This is a genomic window from Streptomyces albospinus (genome assembly GCF_014648695.1).
GTDB classification, from domain to species: domain Bacteria; phylum Actinomycetota; class Actinomycetes; order Streptomycetales; family Streptomycetaceae; genus Streptomyces; species Streptomyces albospinus.
On the sequence record NZ_BMRP01000003.1, the window covers coordinates 201,260 to 218,842 of the forward strand.

The 17,583-nt window shown below is 73.9% G+C and carries 13 protein-coding genes; 7 read left to right on the forward strand and 6 right to left on the reverse strand.

From position 1 onward, the window contains the following. Nucleotides 1-72 precede the first annotated feature (72 nt). Nucleotides 73-1,125 (forward strand): trypsin-like serine peptidase, encoded by a 1,053-nt coding sequence (locus IEZ17_RS06455; RefSeq protein ID WP_189297312.1) that lies wholly within the window; start codon nt 73-75, stop codon nt 1,123-1,125. Here IEZ17_RS06455 and IEZ17_RS06460 read toward each other — a convergent pair. Next, nucleotides 1,104-2,192, reverse strand: coding sequence for a phosphatidylinositol-specific phospholipase C domain-containing protein (locus IEZ17_RS06460; RefSeq protein ID WP_189297314.1), 1,089 nt, complete (start codon nt 2,190-2,192; stop codon nt 1,104-1,106). The genes IEZ17_RS06455 and IEZ17_RS06460 overlap by 22 nt on opposite strands. A 150-nt stretch (nt 2,193-2,342) precedes the next feature. Here IEZ17_RS06460 and IEZ17_RS06465 point away from each other — a divergent pair, with 150 nt between their 5' ends. After that, nucleotides 2,343-2,894, forward strand: a complete 552-nt coding sequence (locus IEZ17_RS06465) for a DUF2165 domain-containing protein (RefSeq protein ID WP_229851953.1) — start codon at nt 2,343-2,345, stop codon at nt 2,892-2,894. Nucleotides 2,895-2,919: 25 nt separating this feature from the next. Here the strand turns inward: IEZ17_RS06465 and IEZ17_RS06470 are convergent, their stop codons facing one another. Both IEZ17_RS06470 and IEZ17_RS06475 read right to left on the reverse strand, forming a co-directional pair. Further along, a complete protein-coding gene (locus tag IEZ17_RS06470) occupies nt 2,920-4,083 on the reverse strand; it encodes an FAD-dependent monooxygenase (RefSeq protein WP_189297316.1) in 1,164 nt (387 codons plus the stop codon). Nucleotides 4,084-4,194: 111 nt separating this feature from the next. Then, on the reverse strand, nt 4,195-7,380 hold the full coding sequence (locus IEZ17_RS06475; RefSeq protein ID WP_189297318.1) for a cytochrome P450: 3,186 nt from the start codon (nt 7,378-7,380) through the stop codon (nt 4,195-4,197). A 366-nt stretch (nt 7,381-7,746) separates the two neighbouring features. Between IEZ17_RS06475 and IEZ17_RS06480 the strand changes: the two genes are divergently transcribed. From IEZ17_RS06480 to IEZ17_RS06500, 5 genes are all read left to right on the forward strand, one after another. Next, the gene (locus IEZ17_RS06480) at nt 7,747-8,325 is read left to right on the forward strand and encodes a PAS domain-containing protein (protein ID WP_189297663.1); all 579 of its coding nucleotides are present in this window, start codon (nt 7,747-7,749) and stop codon (nt 8,323-8,325) included. A 73-nt stretch (nt 8,326-8,398) separates the two neighbouring features. Further along, entirely contained in the window at nt 8,399-8,860 is a 462-nt protein-coding gene (locus tag IEZ17_RS06485; protein ID WP_189297319.1) for a universal stress protein, read from the forward strand. Nucleotides 8,861-8,954: 94 nt separating this feature from the next. Continuing rightward, on the forward strand, nt 8,955-9,170 hold the full coding sequence (locus IEZ17_RS06490) for a dodecin (protein WP_189297321.1): 216 nt from the start codon (nt 8,955-8,957) through the stop codon (nt 9,168-9,170). A 119-nt stretch (nt 9,171-9,289) separates the two neighbouring features. Continuing rightward, on the forward strand, nt 9,290-10,729 hold the full coding sequence (locus IEZ17_RS06495; protein ID WP_189297323.1) for an amino acid permease: 1,440 nt from the start codon (nt 9,290-9,292) through the stop codon (nt 10,727-10,729). A gap of 352 nt (nt 10,730-11,081) precedes the next feature. Further along, nucleotides 11,082-13,460: a GH92 family glycosyl hydrolase gene (locus tag IEZ17_RS06500; protein WP_189297325.1), complete on the forward strand. Its 2,379-nt coding sequence runs from the start codon at nt 11,082-11,084 to the stop codon at nt 13,458-13,460. A 48-nt stretch (nt 13,461-13,508) separates the two neighbouring features. Here the strand turns inward: IEZ17_RS06500 and IEZ17_RS06505 are convergent, their stop codons facing one another. From IEZ17_RS06505 to IEZ17_RS06515, 3 genes are all read right to left on the reverse strand, one after another. After that, nucleotides 13,509-13,721 carry an EF-hand domain-containing protein gene (locus IEZ17_RS06505; RefSeq protein ID WP_189297327.1) on the reverse strand — a complete coding sequence of 71 codons (213 nt, stop codon included), beginning with the start codon at nt 13,719-13,721 and terminating at the stop codon, nt 13,509-13,511. Between the two features lie 81 nt (nt 13,722-13,802). Beyond that, on the reverse strand, nt 13,803-16,268 hold the full coding sequence (uvrA, locus tag IEZ17_RS06510) for an excinuclease ABC subunit UvrA (RefSeq protein ID WP_189297329.1): 2,466 nt from the start codon (nt 16,266-16,268) through the stop codon (nt 13,803-13,805). 76 nt (nt 16,269-16,344) lie between these two features. After that, the coding region (locus tag IEZ17_RS06515) for an NAD(P)/FAD-dependent oxidoreductase (RefSeq protein WP_229851955.1) at nt 16,345-17,583 on the reverse strand (1,239 nt) is incomplete at its 5' end.

Consider the following 17,583-nt stretch of genomic DNA (forward strand, 5'->3'; position numbering starts at 1 on the left):
AATGTCTGGATCCGGCGGCGCCCTCCCCCTGACGACACGGCGCCCCCGGCTGATGCAACGAGGCGACACCAGGTGGAGACGAGCGATCGCGGGCCCACGACGGCGGCACAGGACGCGCACCGGGCGGCCGAACCGTCGGGCAGACCCGCCCCGCCCGAGTGGCCGCGGCCGGCCCGGCGCATCCGTACGGGACACTCCCGCGCCGGCGTGCCGCTGCGGGCGACCCTGGCGCTCGGGCTGCTGACGGTCGCCGCGGGCGGTGCGGCACTGGCGCTGGGAGCCGACCGGCGCGATCCGTTCGTGGCGCCCGGGAACCCGGCCACGGGGACGTACACCGCTTCGCGTTCCGCCGGCGACCAGGCCGCCGCCGCGGTCCTGGCCGGGCCGTACAAGGAGCGTCCCGGACCGCCGGTGGCCGGCGTGCGCCGCGCCGCCGGCAGCCCGGCACCGCTGCCCGCCTCCCGGCCTCTGACGGCGGCCCCGACGGCCCCCGCGCCGCCGATCGGCGCGCTCTTCTCCCCCGGTGACGACGGCGACCCGGCCCACTACTGCACCGCGAGCGTGGTGGACGCCCCCGCCGGGAACCTCATCGCCACCGCCGCGCACTGCGTGTACGACGGCGGTTTCCGCACCCGGCTGGTCTTCGCGCCCGGTCTGCACGACGGGATCGCGCCGTACGGCCTGTGGGTGGCCACCCGCGTCGTCGTCGACCCCCGCTGGATCAGCGACCGGGACCCGGACCGCGATGTGGCGTTCGTGCAGGTACGCCGGCACGGGCGGTCGGACGGGCGGATCGAGGACGTCACCGGGGCCGAGCGGATCCGGTTCGACGCACCGCCCGGCCGTCCCGCCCAGCTGACCGGCTATCCCGGCGACGGCGACACCCCACTCACCTGCCGGCACACCGCCGACGCCCAGGGTCCCGGCCAACTCCGCTTCCCCTGCCCCGGATTCCCGACCGGTACGAGCGGTGGCCCGATGCTGACCGACCTCGATCCGGACACCGGTACCGGCTCCCTGATCGGGGTGATCGGCGGCCTGGACGAGGGCGGCGACGACGCGACGTCGTACAGCAGCCGGTTCGGGGACGCGGTGGCAACGCTCTACCACCGGGCCGCGTCGTAGCGGCCGGGGCCGGGCGGGCCGCCCGCCCAGGCGGTCCCCCGCCGCACCACCGTCGACAGGACCGACGGGAGCGGGTACCAGTCGGCGGTGGCGAAACTGGCGTGGGCGGCGGCGAGTTCACGCACCCGGGCCAGGGCCTCGGCCTCGGTGGGGTGGGTGGGGTCGAGGGCCGGCGGGACCTTGTGGGCGTCGGTCATGATGAGGAGGTAGTGGCGGGTGTCGTACCAGGCGGTGTCGATGGTGCCGTCCAGATAGGTCGCGGCATCGCCGTCGAAGACCACGAACCACGGGCGCAGGGCCGGGTCGGCGTAGCGGTCGCGGGGGTCGCCTGGGGCCGCTCCGTGGACGGCGGGGAAGGCGGTGGACCGGCCCAGCTCGCCCCGGGCGGCCAGGTCCTTGAGGTGGGTGGCGTATTCGACGTCGGTCCACAGTCTGTCGAGCGGGTTGTGCTCCTCGACGGTGCCCGGTATCAGCTCGAAGAGGAACCTGCCGGCGAGGTCGGCGCGCGCCGGCCAGCCGCCGGCCCGGACCGCCTCGTCCGGCGTGGCATGGCCCGCGGTGAGGTCACCAGGTCCGTAGACCGCGTCGCCCAGCTTCTGCCGTACGAGCGCGTCGAATTCGGCGGGGCCCCGGCCGCCCTTGGCGTTGAAGCCGTCCTTCATCTCGACCTTGACGAGGATCGGGCGGTGGCCGGGGTGGGCGTCGTGCCAGGCCCGCAGGTCGGCGAGGCAGCCGGCGAAGTCCTGGTTGCGGACCTCGGTGCGCAGCTCGGCGGCGCTGCCGGCGCCGACGCAATTGCTGTTGCTCCCCAGGGGGTTGCTGTGCGAGACCCGCCAGGACGAGCCGAGGCCGTTGGTCCAGACGTCGACCTCGACGAGCGAGGCGCCGGAGTCCAACGCATCGGCGAAGTAGGCGTACTTGGACTTCTCGTAGGCGTTGTGCACGCCCACCGACGTGCTGGTGCCGTAGGTGGCCATGGCGGCGGGTTCGGCGCCCGCCGGGCCGGCCGCCGCGATCACCGCCGCCGCCGCGGCGGCCACCGTCCCTGCGCACCGCTTGCTGTCCATGAGCCCCGCTCTCCCGGTATCCGGTCATGTCCTCGGCCGATCGGGATGCAGCGTACGGGAGTTGCCGGTCGCGGCGGTGGCGCGATTACGGACAATGGTACGAATGCGGCCGGGTGGCCGCCCGAGTGAAGTTCTGGAGGAGTTGTGCGGGTGAAGGAACGCGGGGAGATACTGACGGCGGGCACGGGCCTGACGTCGGCGGCGGCCGTGCTGACGGGGACGGTCGCGCTCTATGTCGCGCTGGTCGTCCTGGGGAACATCACGGACTTCGGGACGAACCAGCAGTACGTGCGGCATGTCCTGGCGATGGACACCACCTTCCATGACCCCGATCTGATGTGGCGGGCCATCACCTCGCACACGGTGCAGGACGCGGCGTATGTGGCCATCATCGCCTGGGAGTTGGTGGCGGCGGTGGTCCTGGTGACCGCCACGGTGCTGTGGGTCGTGGGGGCGCGCCGCGGCAGCGTGGACCGCGCCCGGCGGGTGGCGACCGCGGGGCTGCTGATGGTGATGGTGCTGTTCGGGGCGGGGTTCCTGGCGATCGGCGGCGAGTGGTTCTCGATGTGGCAGTCGAAGCAGTGGAACGGGGTGGAGGCGGCGGTGCGGAACTTCACCGTGGCGGGGATCGTGCTGCTGGTGATCCATCTGCCGGGTGCGGCGGGCCGTCCGCGGGAGGCTGCGGAGGCGCCGCCCGCGTGACGGGCGGCGGCGCTCCCGGCGCCCGTCACCAGGTGATCCGGTAGCCCGTCAGCCAGTCGTCGGCGCCCGCGTCACCGCCCTCGGTGCGGCGGCGCGGGCCCTTGCCCGGGCCGCCGCCCGACGCGTTCAACCGGGCCATCTCGCCACTGGCCGCCACGAGCCGCTCCACCCGCTCCCGGCGCAGCGCCTCGTACGCGGCGAAGGCGCTCGGCGGATCCGGCCGGTCGCGCAGGCACTTGGCGAGCACGATGCCGTCCTCGATGGCCATGGAGGCGCCCTGGGCCGCGTTGGGTGCGGCGGTGTGCGCCGCGTCGCCGACGATGACCGCGGTGTCGGTGTGCCAGACCGGGGTGGTCGGGATGTCGTAGGCGCCGAAAGCGGTGATGCGGTCCTCGGGGGTGGCACGGATGAGGGCGGCGGCCGGGGCGTCGTCGGCGTCGAAGAGCGCGGCGACGCGCTCGCGCCGGCCGGCCTCCGGGGCGGCGCGGTCCGGGGCCGGGCCGGGGACGTTGGCGAACCACCAGATCTCACCGTCGGGGGCGCGGGTGCAACCGAAGAACGCCCGGCCGCCGAAGATCATGGTGTAGGTGCCGGGCGCGGGGACGGACGAAGGGTGGCGGGTGTAGCCGCAGACGGTGCTCTGGCCGGTGTAACGGGGGCGCGGGGCGGCCGGGTCGACCAGGGTGCGGGTGACCGAGTGCAGGCCGTCGGCGCCGATGAGCAGATCGCCCTCGGCGGTGCTGCCGTCGGCGAACGCCGCGATCACCCGGGGGCCGCCGGCGGTGTGCACGGTCCGGGCGCCGACCAGCCGTTTCCCGTGCCGTACGGGGATGCCGCGGCGCGCCGCCACGGCGTGCAGCACCCGGTGGAGAGTGGCCCGCCGCAGGGTCCGGGGGCCGGACCCGTTGTCCCGGGCGGTGCCGGCGATGGCCCGCTCGCCCAGTGGTTCGCCGCGGGCGCCGAGGAACACCACGCGCTCGGCGGGGAAGGACTGCTCCTCGATGGCGTCCCGGGCGTCCACCAGCCGGAGCGCTTCGAGGCCGTTGGCGAAGACGAGGAGGAAGGCGCCGACGTCGTCCGCGCCCGACGGGTACGCCTCGTGGATCTCCGCGCCGATGCCCGCCCTGTGCAGGGCCAGGGCGGTGACCGCTCCGGCGATTCCGCCTCCGATGATCAGTGCCTTGGTCATCCACTCGCCCCCCGTTCGGTCCGCCGGACCGGCCGACGGTACCCACCACCATGGCCCCGGTACGCCGCGGGATCCAGTCCTGCGTACGCACCGGGGCCGGCCGGCGGTGGCTCAGCCCGCCGCGTACACGTCCTCGATGTAGCGGCCGGACGCGGTCAGTTCGCGCAGCCACGCCTCCGACTCCTGCGCGGATGCGCCGGTCTGCGCACCGTGCAGCTCGCGGAGGGCGGCCCGTACGCCGGGCGCCATCCGGCTGCCGTCACCGCAGACGTACACCCGGGCCCCGGCCCGGAGCAGTTCCCACACCTCGGCGCCCTCGGCGGCTATCCGGTGCTGGACGAAGCGGTGGCCGTTCTCCGGGCGGGCGCTGAAGACGGGGCGTACGGAGACCGCGCCGGCGTCCTGGGCGGCGGCGAACTCGGCGGCGTGCAGGAAGTCGCCGTCGGGGTCGTCGCAGCCGAAGTAGAGCCGGGCGGGGGCGGTCTGACCGGCGGCGAGGCGGTCGGCGACGGCACCGCGGAACGGCGCCAGGCCGGTGCCGGCCGCGACCATGATGACCGGGGTCTCCTCGGCGGGGTCCAGGCGGAACGCCTCGCGGCAGGGCTGGACCCGGGCCCACACCGTGTCGCCGGGCCGCAGGGTGTGCAGATAGGTGGAGCCGGTGCCGCCGGGCAGCAGCGAGACCATCAGATCGGCATGCCGCGGGTCGCCGGCGGGCGAGGAGGACAGGGAGTAGTGCCGGGTGCGGAGCGGCGGCAGCAGCTCCAGGACCACCGGCCAGGGCAGCGCGCCGCGCAGCGCGGGGTGTGCCTCGATCAGCTCGATGACGGTGCGCGGATCGTCCTCGGAGAGGGCTTCGAGGGCCAGGCGCTCGGGCGGGCAAGGGTTGTGGGCGGCCAGCAGGGCGACCTGGACGGCCGTCGGCCGGATGCCCAACTCCAAGTGGTGGGTGAGGAGTTGGCGTACGGTCAGCGGCCGGTCGACGGGGAGGGTGTCGCGCGCCGGGCGGCCGACGGGAGCGCCCAGGGACAGCACGGTGTCCAGGTCGGCGCCGAGCGCGGCGGCGGCCCGGGTCACCGCCTCGGGGGTGTTGGCGGGCAGCACGGCGAGGTGGTCGGCGGTGCGGTAGGCGGTGCCGTCCGGGAGGGCGATGCGCAGGAAGCGCTTGGGCCGGGGCCAGTCCGGGGCGGTGAGGTCGTATGCCTCGGTGACGGTCATCGCGGTGAGCTCGTGCCGGGCGGCGAGCGCGTCGAGCGGGCCGCCGGTGACCTCCGTGACGGTGTAGCCGGTGCCGCCCTCGGCCGGGGCGCCGGCGCCGATGCTCGCCGGGTCGCCGTAGTGGGTCAGCAGCTCGGTGCGCAGCGCGGCGCCGAACGCCTTGACGGTGGCGGTCAGTTCGCCGGAGGCGTCGGCCTCGGCGCGGGGCAGCAGCCGCCGGCCGCCGAGCGCGGCCAACCGGTCGTCGATGAGGGTGGGCACCTGCTGGTAGGTGGCGGCCCAGTTGCGGTCGCCGACGCCCAGCACGGCGTACGGGACGTCGGACGCGGCGCCGTCCGGGGCGGTCCGGAGCCAGTCCACGAAGGCCATCGCGTCATCCGTCGGCTGCCCGTTGTAGGACGCGGCGACGACGACCGCGGGGCGGTCGGCGGGCAGTGCGCCGGCGTAGGCGTCGAGCGGGGCGACCTCGGGCGCGAAGCCCAGTGCGGTGGCCTCGTCGGCGAGCCGTTCGGCGAACTCCCGGCAGGTGCCGTAGTTGGTGCCGTGCAGCAGGAGCAGCCCGGTGTCCTGCGGGACGCGGGTGGGCAGTTGGTCGTCGGAGGCGGCGCCGGTGCCGGCGTCACCGTCCGATCCGCCGGGCAGCACGGCCAGCGCGGCGCGGACCGCGGCCCGGTCGGCGGGAGTGCGGGCGGCGAGGGTGAGGGTGAAGCCCTCGGGCTTGAGGGTGAGCGTCTCCTTGATGCGCAGCCGGTAGTCGGCGTGGTCGATCAGCCGGTAGCGGTGGACGAGGAGGGCCAGCAGCATGGTCGCCTCGTGGAGCGCGAACTGCCGCCCGATGCAGGCGCGTTCGCCGGTCCCGAACGGCTTGTAGGCGTGCGGCGAGCGGGCCGCCTCGGCCTCCGGGCCGAAGCGGGACGGGTCGAACAGCTCGGGGTTGTCGCCCCAGACCGGGTCGCGGTGCAGCATCGGCGTGAGGACCGCGACCAGTTCGCCGGCCCGGACCGGGTACCGTCCGCCGAGCACCGTGTCGGTACGGGCCTGCCGGCTGAAGACGGCGGCGGTGGGCCACAGCCGCAGCGCCTCGTTGAGCACCTGCCGGGTGAACGCCAGCTTCCCGATGTCCTCGAAGGACGGGTCGGGGTCGGCCTCGTCGCCCCACAGCTCGTCCGCCTCGCGCTGGACCATCCGCAGCGCGAGGGGGTCCTTGAGGAGGTGGTACAGGGCGAAGGAGAGCGCGCCGGAGGTGGTCTCGTGGCCGGCGATCAGGAAGGTGATGACCTGGTTGCGGATGTTGGCGAGGTCCAGCACCGGCCCCTGGCGTCCGTCGCCCTCGCCGGTGGCGGCCAGCATCAGGCCCAGCAGATCGTCCTCACCGCGCTCACCGCTCGCCGTACGGGCGGCGATCACCTCGTCGACGACGGACGCGAGGTAGTCGGCGTCGGCGCGGAACGCCGCGTCCGCCGCGGAGTGGTCGGCGCCGGGCTTGCGGGCGAACTTCTTCATGCTCCATTCGAGGCAGCGCACCATCGACTCGACGAACGGGTGCGGGGTGTCCCGGGAGAACGACTCGAAGTCGAAGCCGAAGCCGGCGAGCCCGATGGTGTCCAGCGTCATCCGGGTCATGTCGTCGGCGACCTCGACGGGCGTGCCGTCGGCCGTCTTCCGGTCCCAGCTCGCCATGACCCGGCGGGCGACCTTCAGCATCGCCGGGTGGTAGGTCCGCATCGAGCCGAGTGCGAAGGCCGGCATCAGGACCTCGTGCGCCCTGGCCCAGTTCGGCTCGTCGTTGTAGGCGGTGAACAGACCGTCACCGGCGAACTCTCTGACGCCCTCCAGGACGACCGACACGCCCTTGGCGAAGCGGGTCTCGTCGGCGGCCTCGGTGACCAGGTCGAGCGAGGACACGAACAGCGTCTCGCGCTCGCCGAACTTGCGCAGGAAGGCCGGGCCGTGGATCCGGGCGAGGTCCATGGCCTGCTGGATGGGCGTCGTGGAGATCCCGGACGCCGTGAGGTCGGCGACCGGGAGGCTCACCTCGGCGGCTCGTTCGCCCGTCTCGGGCGCGATGGTGTCGGTCATGTCTCCAGCGTGACCGGCCCGGTGTGCGGGTGAGGGCCGGGCAACTGCATGATTGTGCAGTGGTTTATCGCTGAACACTCTTGCGTGCGGCCCCGGGATGGGGCAGCGGCGAGGGCCGGGGCGGGAGAAAGGGCGGGAAACGGGGCGATGGGCACGCGGACGGACGGGACCGGCGGCGGTACGGCGGACGGCGGCGAGGACGCGTCCGGCGCGGGCGCACGGGGCGGCACGACCGCACCCGACGGTACGGCGGGCGCGCCCGGCACGGACGGTGCGCCCGGCACCGCGGCGGGTGCCCACGGCCCGCCCCCGCTGCTCGATCTGGCCGGCCGCTGCGCGGTCAGTCCCTACCGGGACTACTTCGTGATGCTGCTGGACCGGGTCCCCACCCCGATCGCGGTGTGCCTGGCCGACGGCGAGGTGTTGATCGCCAACCCGGCGATGGCCGCCCAGTGGGACGCCTCCCCCGGGCAGCTGCGCGGCCGTAATCTGCTGGACCAGTTCCGGCCCCGTGACAAGGCGCAGATCACCCGGCTCACCGAGGCACTGCGGCTGGGCCACCGGTCGCGCTATCCGGTGGAGGTGCGCTGGCGGGTCGGCGCCGAAGGGTCCGAGCGGGAGGGCGAGTTGTCGGTGGACCCGGTCGGCGACCCGTCCGTCCGGCCGCCCGCGCTGCTGGCGTTGCTGCGGGTGAACGAGACCGCCCCGACGCCCGCGCCGCGCGCCGCCGCCAGCCCCGTCGAGGCCCGGATCCTGGCGCTGGCGGCCGGCGGCGCGACCACCGCGGCGATCGGGACCGCGCTGGGGCTGACGGTCGACGGCGTCAACTACCACCTCGCCCGGCTGGCCCGCCGCTGGCGGGTGCAGGGCCGCACCGCGCTGGTCGCCAGGGCGTACGTGCTGGGCGTACTGTCCCCGGACAGCTGGCCGCCCGCCCCCGCGTGACCGGTGGCCGAAGCCGGACGCCCCGGCGGGCCCGGCAGCCCGTCAGCACGCACGTACGGATACCCTCCGTGGTGTGGACGAGAACGCAGCCGCGCCTTTCGAGCGCGGAACGGACGGCCCGAAGGTCATCGTCGTCGGCGTCGACGGCTCCGACTCGTCATGGCGCGCCGCCGCCTATGCTTCCGGGCTGGCCAGACGCCAGGGGTCGAAGCTGGTGATGGTCTACGTGCAGCCGGTGCTGCCGGCCGGCGCCGCGATGGGCGCCCCGGTCGCGGACGCCACCACGGAGGTCGCCGAGGAGCTGATGGCCGAGATCCGCAGGGCGACCGACCGGCTGGACGGGATCTACCACCTTCGCTGGGAGTTCCACACCCTGCGCGGGGACCCGTACAACGGCATGGTGCAGATGGCCGACGAGCTCAAGGCGGACGCGGTGGTCGTCGGCGCCTCGGAGTCCGCCGGGCACCGCATCATGGGGTCGGTCGCGGTGCGCCTGGTCAAGGCCGGGCGGTGGCCGGTCACGGTCGTCCCGTAGCCCGGTGGCGAGGGCTCCGCTGGTGGGGTGGGCCGGGCTGAGGCACGGTGGGAGGTGGACGGGCGGAGCGCCGCCCCGGCCGAGGGAGACCACCGTGACCGACCGCACCTATCGCGTCACCGAGATCGTCGGGACGTCCCAGCACAGCGTGGACGCCGCGATCCAGAACGGCATCAAGCGCGCCTCGACGACCCTGCGCAACCTCGACTGGTTCGAGATCTGCCAGGTCCGCGGCCATATCGTCGACGGGCAGATCGACCACTACCAGGTCGGAATGAAGGTCGGATTCCGACTGGAGGACGCCGGCTGAAGCCCTGGCGCCGATTGGTGCCCTGACGCCGCGTCGCCTTTCTCCGGGCCCACCGAGCAGCCATGATGATCCGCCGTCGGACCGGCACGGTCCGTACGGAGCCGACGGAGGGATCACCCATGGCACGCAGGGGGCTGCGCGCGGGAACGGGCGTATGGCGCCGTAAACCGATCGAGCACATCGAGGAGCCGGAAGGCACCGCGGGCCAGCAGCTGACCCGCGAGCTGGGGCTGTGGCAGCTGACCGCCATCGGTGTCGGCGGCATCATCGGCGCGGGCATCTTCACGCTGGCCGGCACCGTCGCCAACGGCACGGCCGGTCCTGCGGTGCTGGTCTCCTTCCTCATCGCCGGCGTGGCCAGCGCTGCGGCGGCCTTCTCGTACGCGGAGTTCGCCGGCCTGATCCCCAAGGCGGGCTCGGCCTACACCTACGGCTATGCGGTGCTGGGCGAACTGGCCGGCTGGTTCATCGGCTGGGACCTGCTGCTGGAGTACACCGCGATCGTGGCGGTGGTCGCGATCGGCATCTCCGGCTACTTCTCCTTCCTGCTCGGCGAGTCGGGGGTCGGGCTGCCGGCCTGGATGCTCGGTGCCCCGGGGACCGGGCCCGGCCACCGGATGGACCTCTTCGCCGCGGTGCTCTGCCTGCTCATCGCGTATCTGCTGACCCTCGGCATCAAGAACGCCGCCCGTTTCGAGACGCTCGTGGTCGGCCTGAAAGTGCTGGTCGTCCTGGTCGTCATCGCGGTCGGCTTCCTGCACATCGACACCGCCAACTACCACCCCTTCTTCCCGTTCGGCGTCGGCGGCGCGTTCACCGGTGCGGCCACCGTCTTCTTCGCGGTCTTCGGCTACGACGCGATGAGCACCGCGGCCGAGGAGTCCAAGGACGCCCAGCGCCACATGCCGAGGGCGATCATGTACTCGCTGGCGATCTCGATGGTGCTCTACGTCCTCGCCTGCCTGGTGCTGACGGGGATGCAGAACTACCGGCACATCGACCCGGAGAGCGGCTTCTCCACCGCGTTCAAGTCGGTGGGCCTGGACGCGCTGGCGGACGTCATCGCGGTCGGCGCGATCATCGGCATCCTCACGGTGATGTTCACCTTCATGCTCGGCGTGACCCGGGTGTGGTTCTCGATGAGCCGGGACGGGCTGCTGCCGAAGTGGTTCGCCAAGACCAGCGCCACCCACCACGTGCCGGTCCGGGTCACCTGGATCGTCGGCGTCGCCTCCGCGCTCATCGCGGGCTTCCTGCCGATCGGCGAGGCCGCCGAGCTGACGAACATCGGCATCCTGCTGGCGTTCGTGGTGGTCTGCATCTCGGTGATCGTGCTCCGCTACAGGCGCCCCGAACTGCCGCGCACCTTCCGCACTCCGGGGATGCCGGTGGTGCCCGCGATCGGCGTGTGCTTCTCGATCTGGCTGATCACCTTCCTGGAGTGGCAGACCTGGGTGCGGTTCGTGGTGTGGTTCCTGCTCGGGCTGGTGATCTACTTCTCGTACTCCTACCGCCGCTCGGAGCTGGCGACGGCGGAGGGCACCGGCCCGGACGCCTGAAGCTCCCCCGATGATTCGTCAAGTGCGCCTGTTGCACGGCTGGTTCAGGGGGCGGCACAGCCGCGCGCCGAGCCGGTGGCGCCACGGCCAGCCGGGCAGCCGGCGGCGCGGGACGCAGGCCCGGATGTCGAGGTCGGCCTCGTTGCCGCGCGGGCAGCGGCGGAGCAGGGCCAGGCACCGGGCGTCGACGGTGCCGTGCAGCCGGGCGGGGTGGCCGCCGGCTGTTCTGACGGGTGCACAGGGCGAGGGCAGACGAGGGCCGTTGACCGGTCGTGCCCCTTGACGCGCCCCTGCCCGGCCCGAAGAATGAGCCCGCCCTGACAACGTTGTCGGCCTTCCTGGAGGTCTGTCCATGCCCTGGCTCAGAGGCAATCGGCTGCGTACCGCGGGCGCGGTGCTGGCGGCGGCGCTCCTCGGGAGCACCCTCGCCGCCCCCGCCGCGCAGGCCGCGCCGCCCGGCGGCCGTCTCACCGACCTGGTCAACCCGTTCATCGGCAGCCGGAACGACGGCAACACCTACCCGGGCGCCGCCGTGCCGTTCGGCATGGTGCAGCTCTCCCCCGACACCGGCCACACCACCGGCTACGGCTACGACGACGGCCATATCCGCGGGTTCGGCGCGGTGCACCTCTCCGGCGTCGGCTGCGGCGTCGGAGGCGATCTCCCGGTGCTGCCGACCACCGGCGACATCGCCTCCACCGACAACGCGAAGTACGCCGCCGCGTACACCCATGACGGGGAGTCGGCCCGGCCCGGCTACTACCGCGTCGGCCTGACCTCGTACGGCGGTATCACCGCGGAGCTGACCGCCACCGCCCGCACCGGCAGGCAGCGCTACACCTTCCCGGCCACCGACAAGGCCAATGCGCTGCTCGACGCGGGGCAGTCGCTGCACAGGACGGTCTCCACCCGGGTCGAGGTGCTCGACTCACGCACCGTCCGCACCGCCATCACCGGCCGCGGCTTCTGCCAGGACACCGCGCCGTACACGGTCTACACGCTCACCCGCTTCAGCCGGCCGTTCACGTCGTACGGCACCTGGCACGGCGGCAGGGTGACACCCGGCTCCAAGGACTCCACCGCCGCCGGGCGGAACGGCGCCTACGTCCGCTTCGACACCCGCAAGGACCGCACCGTCGAGGCGACCACCGCCCTCAGCTATGTGGACGCGGCCGGTGCGGCACGCAACCTCCGTGCGGAGGGCGGGAGTTCCTTCGACCGTACGAAGGCCGCGGCGGACGCGGCCTGGGAGCGCCGGCTGGGCCTGGTGCGCACCCGGGGCGGCGCCCCGGCCCTGCGGCGCACCTTCTACTCCTCCCTCTACCGGTCCTTCCTCGCGCCGAACATCGGCAGCGACGTGGACGGCCGCTACACCGGCTGGGACCAACACCCGCACCGGGCAACGGGGTTCACGTACTACCAGAACTGGTCGCTGTGGGACACCTACCGCACCCAGACGCAGCTGCTGTCGCTGCTCGCGCCGCGGGAGGCGCGCGACATGGCGCTGTCGGTGCTGCGGATCGCCGGGGAGAGCGGCTGGCTGCCCAAGTGGGGCTACGGCACGGTCGAGACCAACATCATGACCGGCGACCCGGTCACCCCGTTCCTCACCAACGCCTATCGGCAGGGGCTGTTGACGGGCCATGAGGAGGAGGCGTACGCGGCGCTGCGGAAGAACGCCGACGGGGTGCCGCCGGCCGCCTCCCCGGCCGTCGGGCGGGAGGCCAACGTCCCGTATCTGAAGGACGGTTACGCCCCGTACGTCAAGGGCCGCCCGCACGCCAAGCCCGGGGACTCCGACTTCGACTTCGGAGCCTCGGCGACCCTGGAGTACGCCCTGTCGGACGCGATGCTGGCGCAGATGGCACGCGACCTGGGCCACCGGGCGGACGCCGGACGCTATGCGGCCCGGGCGCTCGACTACCGTACGATCTTCGACCGTTCGACCGGCTTCCTCCGGGCCAGGGATGCCCGGGGCGCGTTCGCCGGTCCCGCCGACCCGGCCAAGAGCGAGGGCTTCCACGAGGGCACGGCCTGGCAGTACCAGTGGCTGGTGCCGCAGGACATGCCGGGGATGATGCGGCTGATCGGCGGCCGGGACCGGGCCGATGCCCGGCTGGACTCCTTCTTCGCCTACCCGCAGTTGCTCCGGGACCCGGCGCGGACGGCGCGCAAGGTGTGGGTGAACGGCCCCTACGACTACTACAACGCGGACAAGTACAACCCGCAGAACGAGCCCGATCTGATCGCGCCGTACGCCTACCTGTCGACCGGCCGCCCGTGGAAGACCACCGATGTGGTGCACGCCGCGCTGACGCTGTTCACCGACACCCCCACCGGCATGACCGGCAACGACGACCTGGGGACGATGTCGGCGTGGATGGTGCTCAGCTCGATCGGGGTGTTCCCGGTGCAGCCCGGCACCGACACATGGGGGTTGAGCACTCCGGTCTTCGACCGGGTGGATCTGGCGCTGGACCGGCGGTACTTCCCGTCCGGGCACTTCACCATCACGGCACCCGGTACGTCGGCCGCCGACCGGTACATCCAGTCCGTACGGCTCGACGGCACCGCGCGCGAGCGCACGTATCTCACCACCGCCGATCTGCGCGCGGGCCGCGAACTGGCCTTCTCCGTAGGCGCGCGGCCGTCCCGGTGGGGCACCGGCGGCGGTGCCGCGCCACCGCCGGTGGGCACGCCCGGAGCGCTCGCCGCGTCCGCGCGGCGGTAGCCCCGGGGCGAGCGCCGAGACCGGGCCCCGGGCCCGGTCTCCCGCGGCTCAGCCCTGGAGGGACTGCCAGAACTCGTCGAACGACATCCGGCCGTCGCCGTCGCTGTCCTTGGCCTTGATGACCGCCTCGGCCATCGGGCCGGTGACGAACGGGTCCCCCATCTCGGCCATCGCCCGCTTGAATTCGTCCGGCGTGACCTGTCCGTCGCCGTCCGCGTCGAACCGCTCGAACGTCGCCCTGGCCTGCTCTATGTCTGCCACGGGTGGTGCCCCTTCGTCGTGCCGCGGCCCGTTGTGTACCGGAACCGCGGGGTGATCTGACCCGCGTACATTAGCGGACCGTCAAGATTCGGCCAGCGGGCCCCGTCCGCTGTGCCGGGCGAGGTAGGGCGCGGTGCGGCTCCCGGGGGCCGCGGCGACCTCAGCCGGGGTGCCGGCGGCGACGATCCGGCCGCCTTCCGCGCCGCCGCCGGGACCGAGGTCGATGACGTGGTCGGCGCCCGCCACCACCCCCATGTCGTGCTCGACGACGACCACGGTGTTGCCGGCGTCGACCAGGCCGTGCAACTGCCGCAGCAGCACTTCGGTGTCGGCGGGGTGCAGTCCGGTGGTGGGTTCGTCGAGGAGGTAGAGGGTGTGGCCGCGGCGGGCCCGCTGGAGTTCGGCGGCGAGCTTGATGCGCTGGGCCTCGCCGCCGGACAGCTCGGTGGCGGGCTGACCGAGCCGCAGATAGCCGAGGCCGACGTCCTGGAGGGTGCGCAGACTGCGGGCGGCGGCGGGGACGTCGGCGAGGAACCTCGTGGCGTCGTCGACGGTCAGCGCGAGGACGTCGGCGACGGTGCGGCCCCGGTAGGTGATCCGGAGGGTTTCGGGGTTGTAGCGGGCGCCGTGGCAGTCGGTGCAGGGCGCGTAGCTGCCGGGAAGGAAAAGGAGTTCGACGGCCACGAAGCCCTCGCCCTGGCAGGTCTCGCAGCGGCCTGCGGCCACGTTGAAGGAGAACCGGCCGGCCGTGTAGCCGCGGGCACGGGCCTCGTCGGTGGCGGCGAAGACCTTGCGTACCGCGTCGAACAGCCCGGTGTAGGTGGCCAGGTTGGAGCGCGGGGTGCGGCCGATCGGCTTCTGGTCGACGCGGACCAGCCGGTCCACGGCCTCCAGGCCCTCGGCGGCGGCGAGTTGGAGGCGGGCCTCCGGTCCGGTGTCCGGTTCGTCGGCTTCGGTGTCGGCAGCGGCCCGGTCCGCGCCGAGGCGGTCCCGTACGGCCTCCGCGAGGACCCGGGTGACCAGCGTCGACTTGCCCGATCCGGAGACGCCGGTGACGGCGGTGAAGACGCCGAGCGGGAACGCGGCGTCCAGGTCGCGCAGGTTGTGCAGGGTGACGCCGTGCAGGGTCAGGGTGCCGGTGGGGGTGCGCGGGGTGCGGTCGGGGGGCGGTGCGGCGGCGAAGAGGAAACGGCGGGTGGCGGAGTCCCCGGCGTCCGCGAGCGCGGCGACCGGGCCGCTGTACAGCACCTGTCCGCCGTGTTCGCCGGCCCGCGGGCCGATGTCCACGATCCAGTCGGCGCGCCGCACCACGTCCATGTCGTGCTCGACGACGAAGAGCGAGTTGCCGGCGGCCTTGAGGCGGCCGAGGACGGTGAGCAGGGCCTCGGTGTCGGCGGGGTGCAGGCCGGCCGACGGCTCGTCCAGGACGTAGACGACGCCGAAGAGGCCGGACCGCAGCTGGGTGGCGAGGCGGAGCCGCTGGAGCTCACCCGCGGAGAGGGTGGGCGCGGGGCGGTCCATGCTGAGGTAGCCCAGGCCGAGTTCGGTGAGCACCTCGATGCGGGCGACCAGGTCGCGGGCGAGCGTCGGGGCCACCCCGTCGTCGGGGCGGTCCGCGGTGGGGCGCAGCAGCGCGGCCAGCGCGCCGATCGGCAGCGCCGCGAGTGCGGCGATGTCCCGGCCGGCGAAGGTGACGGCCAGCGCCTCGGGGCGCAGCCGCCGCCCGCGGCACACAGGGCAGGGCTCGGCGGCCATGAACCCCTGGACGCGCTTGCGCAGCGTCTCGCTCTTGGAGTCGGCGAAGGTGTGCAGGACATAGCGCCGGGCGCTCATGTACTGCCCCTTGTACGGGCGTTGGATCCGGCCGGCCTCGCGGACCGGGTGGACGGTGACGACCGGCTGCTCGTCGGTGAACAGGATCCACTCGCGGTCGGCGGCCGGGAGGTCGCGCCACGGCCGGTCGATGTCGTGGCCGAGCGCGGCGAGGATGTCGCGGAGGTTCTTGCCCTGCCAGGCGCCGGGCCAGGCGGCGATGGCGCCGTCGCGGATCGAGCGCTCCGGGTCGGGGACGAGGGAGTCCTCGGTGACGCGGTGGACGGTGCCCAGGCCGTGGCACTCCGGGCAGGCCCCGGCCGCCGTGTTGGGCGAGAAGGCGTCGGAGTCCAGCCGCCCGGTCGTGCCGTGCGGGTAGTCGCCCGCGCGGGAGAACAGCATCCGCAGGGTGTTGGAGAGGGTGGTGACGGTGCCGACCGAGGAGCGGGAGGTGGGCGCCGAGCGCCGCTGCTCCAGGGCGACGGCGGGCGGCAGTCCGGTGATGTCCTCGACCTTCGGCGCGCCGACCTGGTGGATCAGCCGCCGGGCGTACGGGGCGACCGACTCGAAGTAGCGGCGCTGCGCCTCCGCGTACAGCGTGCCGAAGGCCAGCGAGGACTTGCCCGATCCGGACACCCCGGTGAACGCGACCAGCGCGTCCCTCGGGATGTCCACATCGATACCGCGGAGGTTGTGCTCACGGGCGCCGCGCACCCGTACGTAGGAGTCGGACATGCCTCCATGATCGGGCACGGTGCGCCGTGGCCGGACACGGTCCCCCGCGACCGGCCGCCTCCGGCGGGTGCCGCGGTCAGTTCGCGGCGGTGGCCGCCGCGACCCGCTCGCGGGCCTCGTCCCAGGGGACGGGGGTGGCGACCACCGCGCGCAGCGCCCGGACCTGGCGCGGCGGGATACCGGCCGCGAGCACGCCGACGGCGCTGCCGTCGCGGCCGTAGAGCGCGACGGTGCGGCGTTCCGCGCGGTCCAGGACGGTGGTCTCGACCCGGTCGGCGCCGGCGGTCAGCCCGTACGCCTGGATCTTGAGGGCGTACTGGTCGGACCAGAAGTACGGCACCGGTGCGAAGGGGCGGCGCTCCGGCGGGGTGTCGCCGGGGTCGTGGGCGCCTTCGGCGGCCAGTTCGGCGAGCAGGTTGCGGGCGGCGGCCATGCCCTGCTCGGTGGCGTTCATCCGGTGCTCGAAGCGCAGCGGCCGGCCGTGGACCGGGTGGTCCCAGCGGGCCACGTCGCCCGCGGCGTAGATCCCGGGCGCCGCGGCGCAGTACGCGTCGCAGCGCAGCCCGTCGGAGGTGTCCAGGGCCGGGTCGGTGAGCCAGCCGACGGCGGGCGCGGAGCCGATGGCGAGCAGTACGAGGTCGGCCGGCAGCAGGCTGCCGTCGGCCAGCCGTACGCCGCTGACCGGGGCCGGGACGCCGTCCCCGGCCGTGGCGAACCCGGCGACCGCGCCGGTCACCAGCCGTACGCCCCGGGCGCGGTGCTCCTCGGCGAGCAGTTCGCCGACCTCGGTGCCGACGGCGGCGGCCATGGGGACCGGATCCCGGCCGACCAGGGTGACGTCGTGGCCCAACTCGCGTGCCACCGCGGCGGCTTCGCAGCCCAGGACGCCGTTGCCGACGATGACGAGCCGGCGGGCTGGGTCCGCCAGGCCGGCCCGCAGGGCCAGCGCGTCGTCCAGGGTGCGCAGGGTGTGCACTCCGGCGATGCCGTCGGCCCCGGGGAGGGTGCGGGCGGCGACGCCGGTCGCGATGATCACGCCGGCGCAGTCGAGCCTCCCCCCCTCTCGACCTTGCTCGTCGAGCGGGGGAACCCCCACGCCCCCGTCGAGGGTGAGGGTGCGGGTCGCCGCGTCGAGCCCGGTCGCCCGGGTGCCGAGCCGGAGGTCCAGGCCGAGCGGGTCGAGCTGGTCCCGGGTGCGCAGAAGCAGCCGGTCCGGCTCCCAGGTGCCGTGCAGCAGCTGCTTGGACAGCGGCGGCCGGTCATAGGGCAGCTGGTCCTCGTCGCCGATGAGGACCAGCGGGCCGCTCCAGCCGGA

Excerpts from the sequence above, each read along its gene's own strand:
- IEZ17_RS06480 (WP_189297663.1), top strand. The coding sequence starts at position 7,747 with ATGCTGCTGGACCGGGTCCCCACCCCGATCGCGGTGTGCCTGGCCGAC.
- uvrA (WP_189297329.1), bottom strand. The coding sequence starts at position 16,268 with ATGTCCGACTCCTACGTACGGGTGCGCGGCGCCCGTGAGCACAACCTC.
- IEZ17_RS06500 (WP_189297325.1), top strand. The coding sequence starts at position 11,082 with ATGCCCTGGCTCAGAGGCAATCGGCTGCGTACCGCGGGCGCGGTGCTG.
- IEZ17_RS06460 (WP_189297314.1), bottom strand. The coding sequence starts at position 2,192 with ATGGACAGCAAGCGGTGCGCAGGGACGGTGGCCGCCGCGGCGGCGGCG.
- IEZ17_RS06475 (WP_189297318.1), bottom strand. The coding sequence starts at position 7,380 with ATGACCGACACCATCGCGCCCGAGACGGGCGAACGAGCCGCCGAGGTG.
- IEZ17_RS06495 (WP_189297323.1), top strand. The coding sequence starts at position 9,290 with ATGGCACGCAGGGGGCTGCGCGCGGGAACGGGCGTATGGCGCCGTAAA.
- IEZ17_RS06470 (WP_189297316.1), bottom strand. The coding sequence starts at position 4,083 with ATGACCAAGGCACTGATCATCGGAGGCGGAATCGCCGGAGCGGTCACC.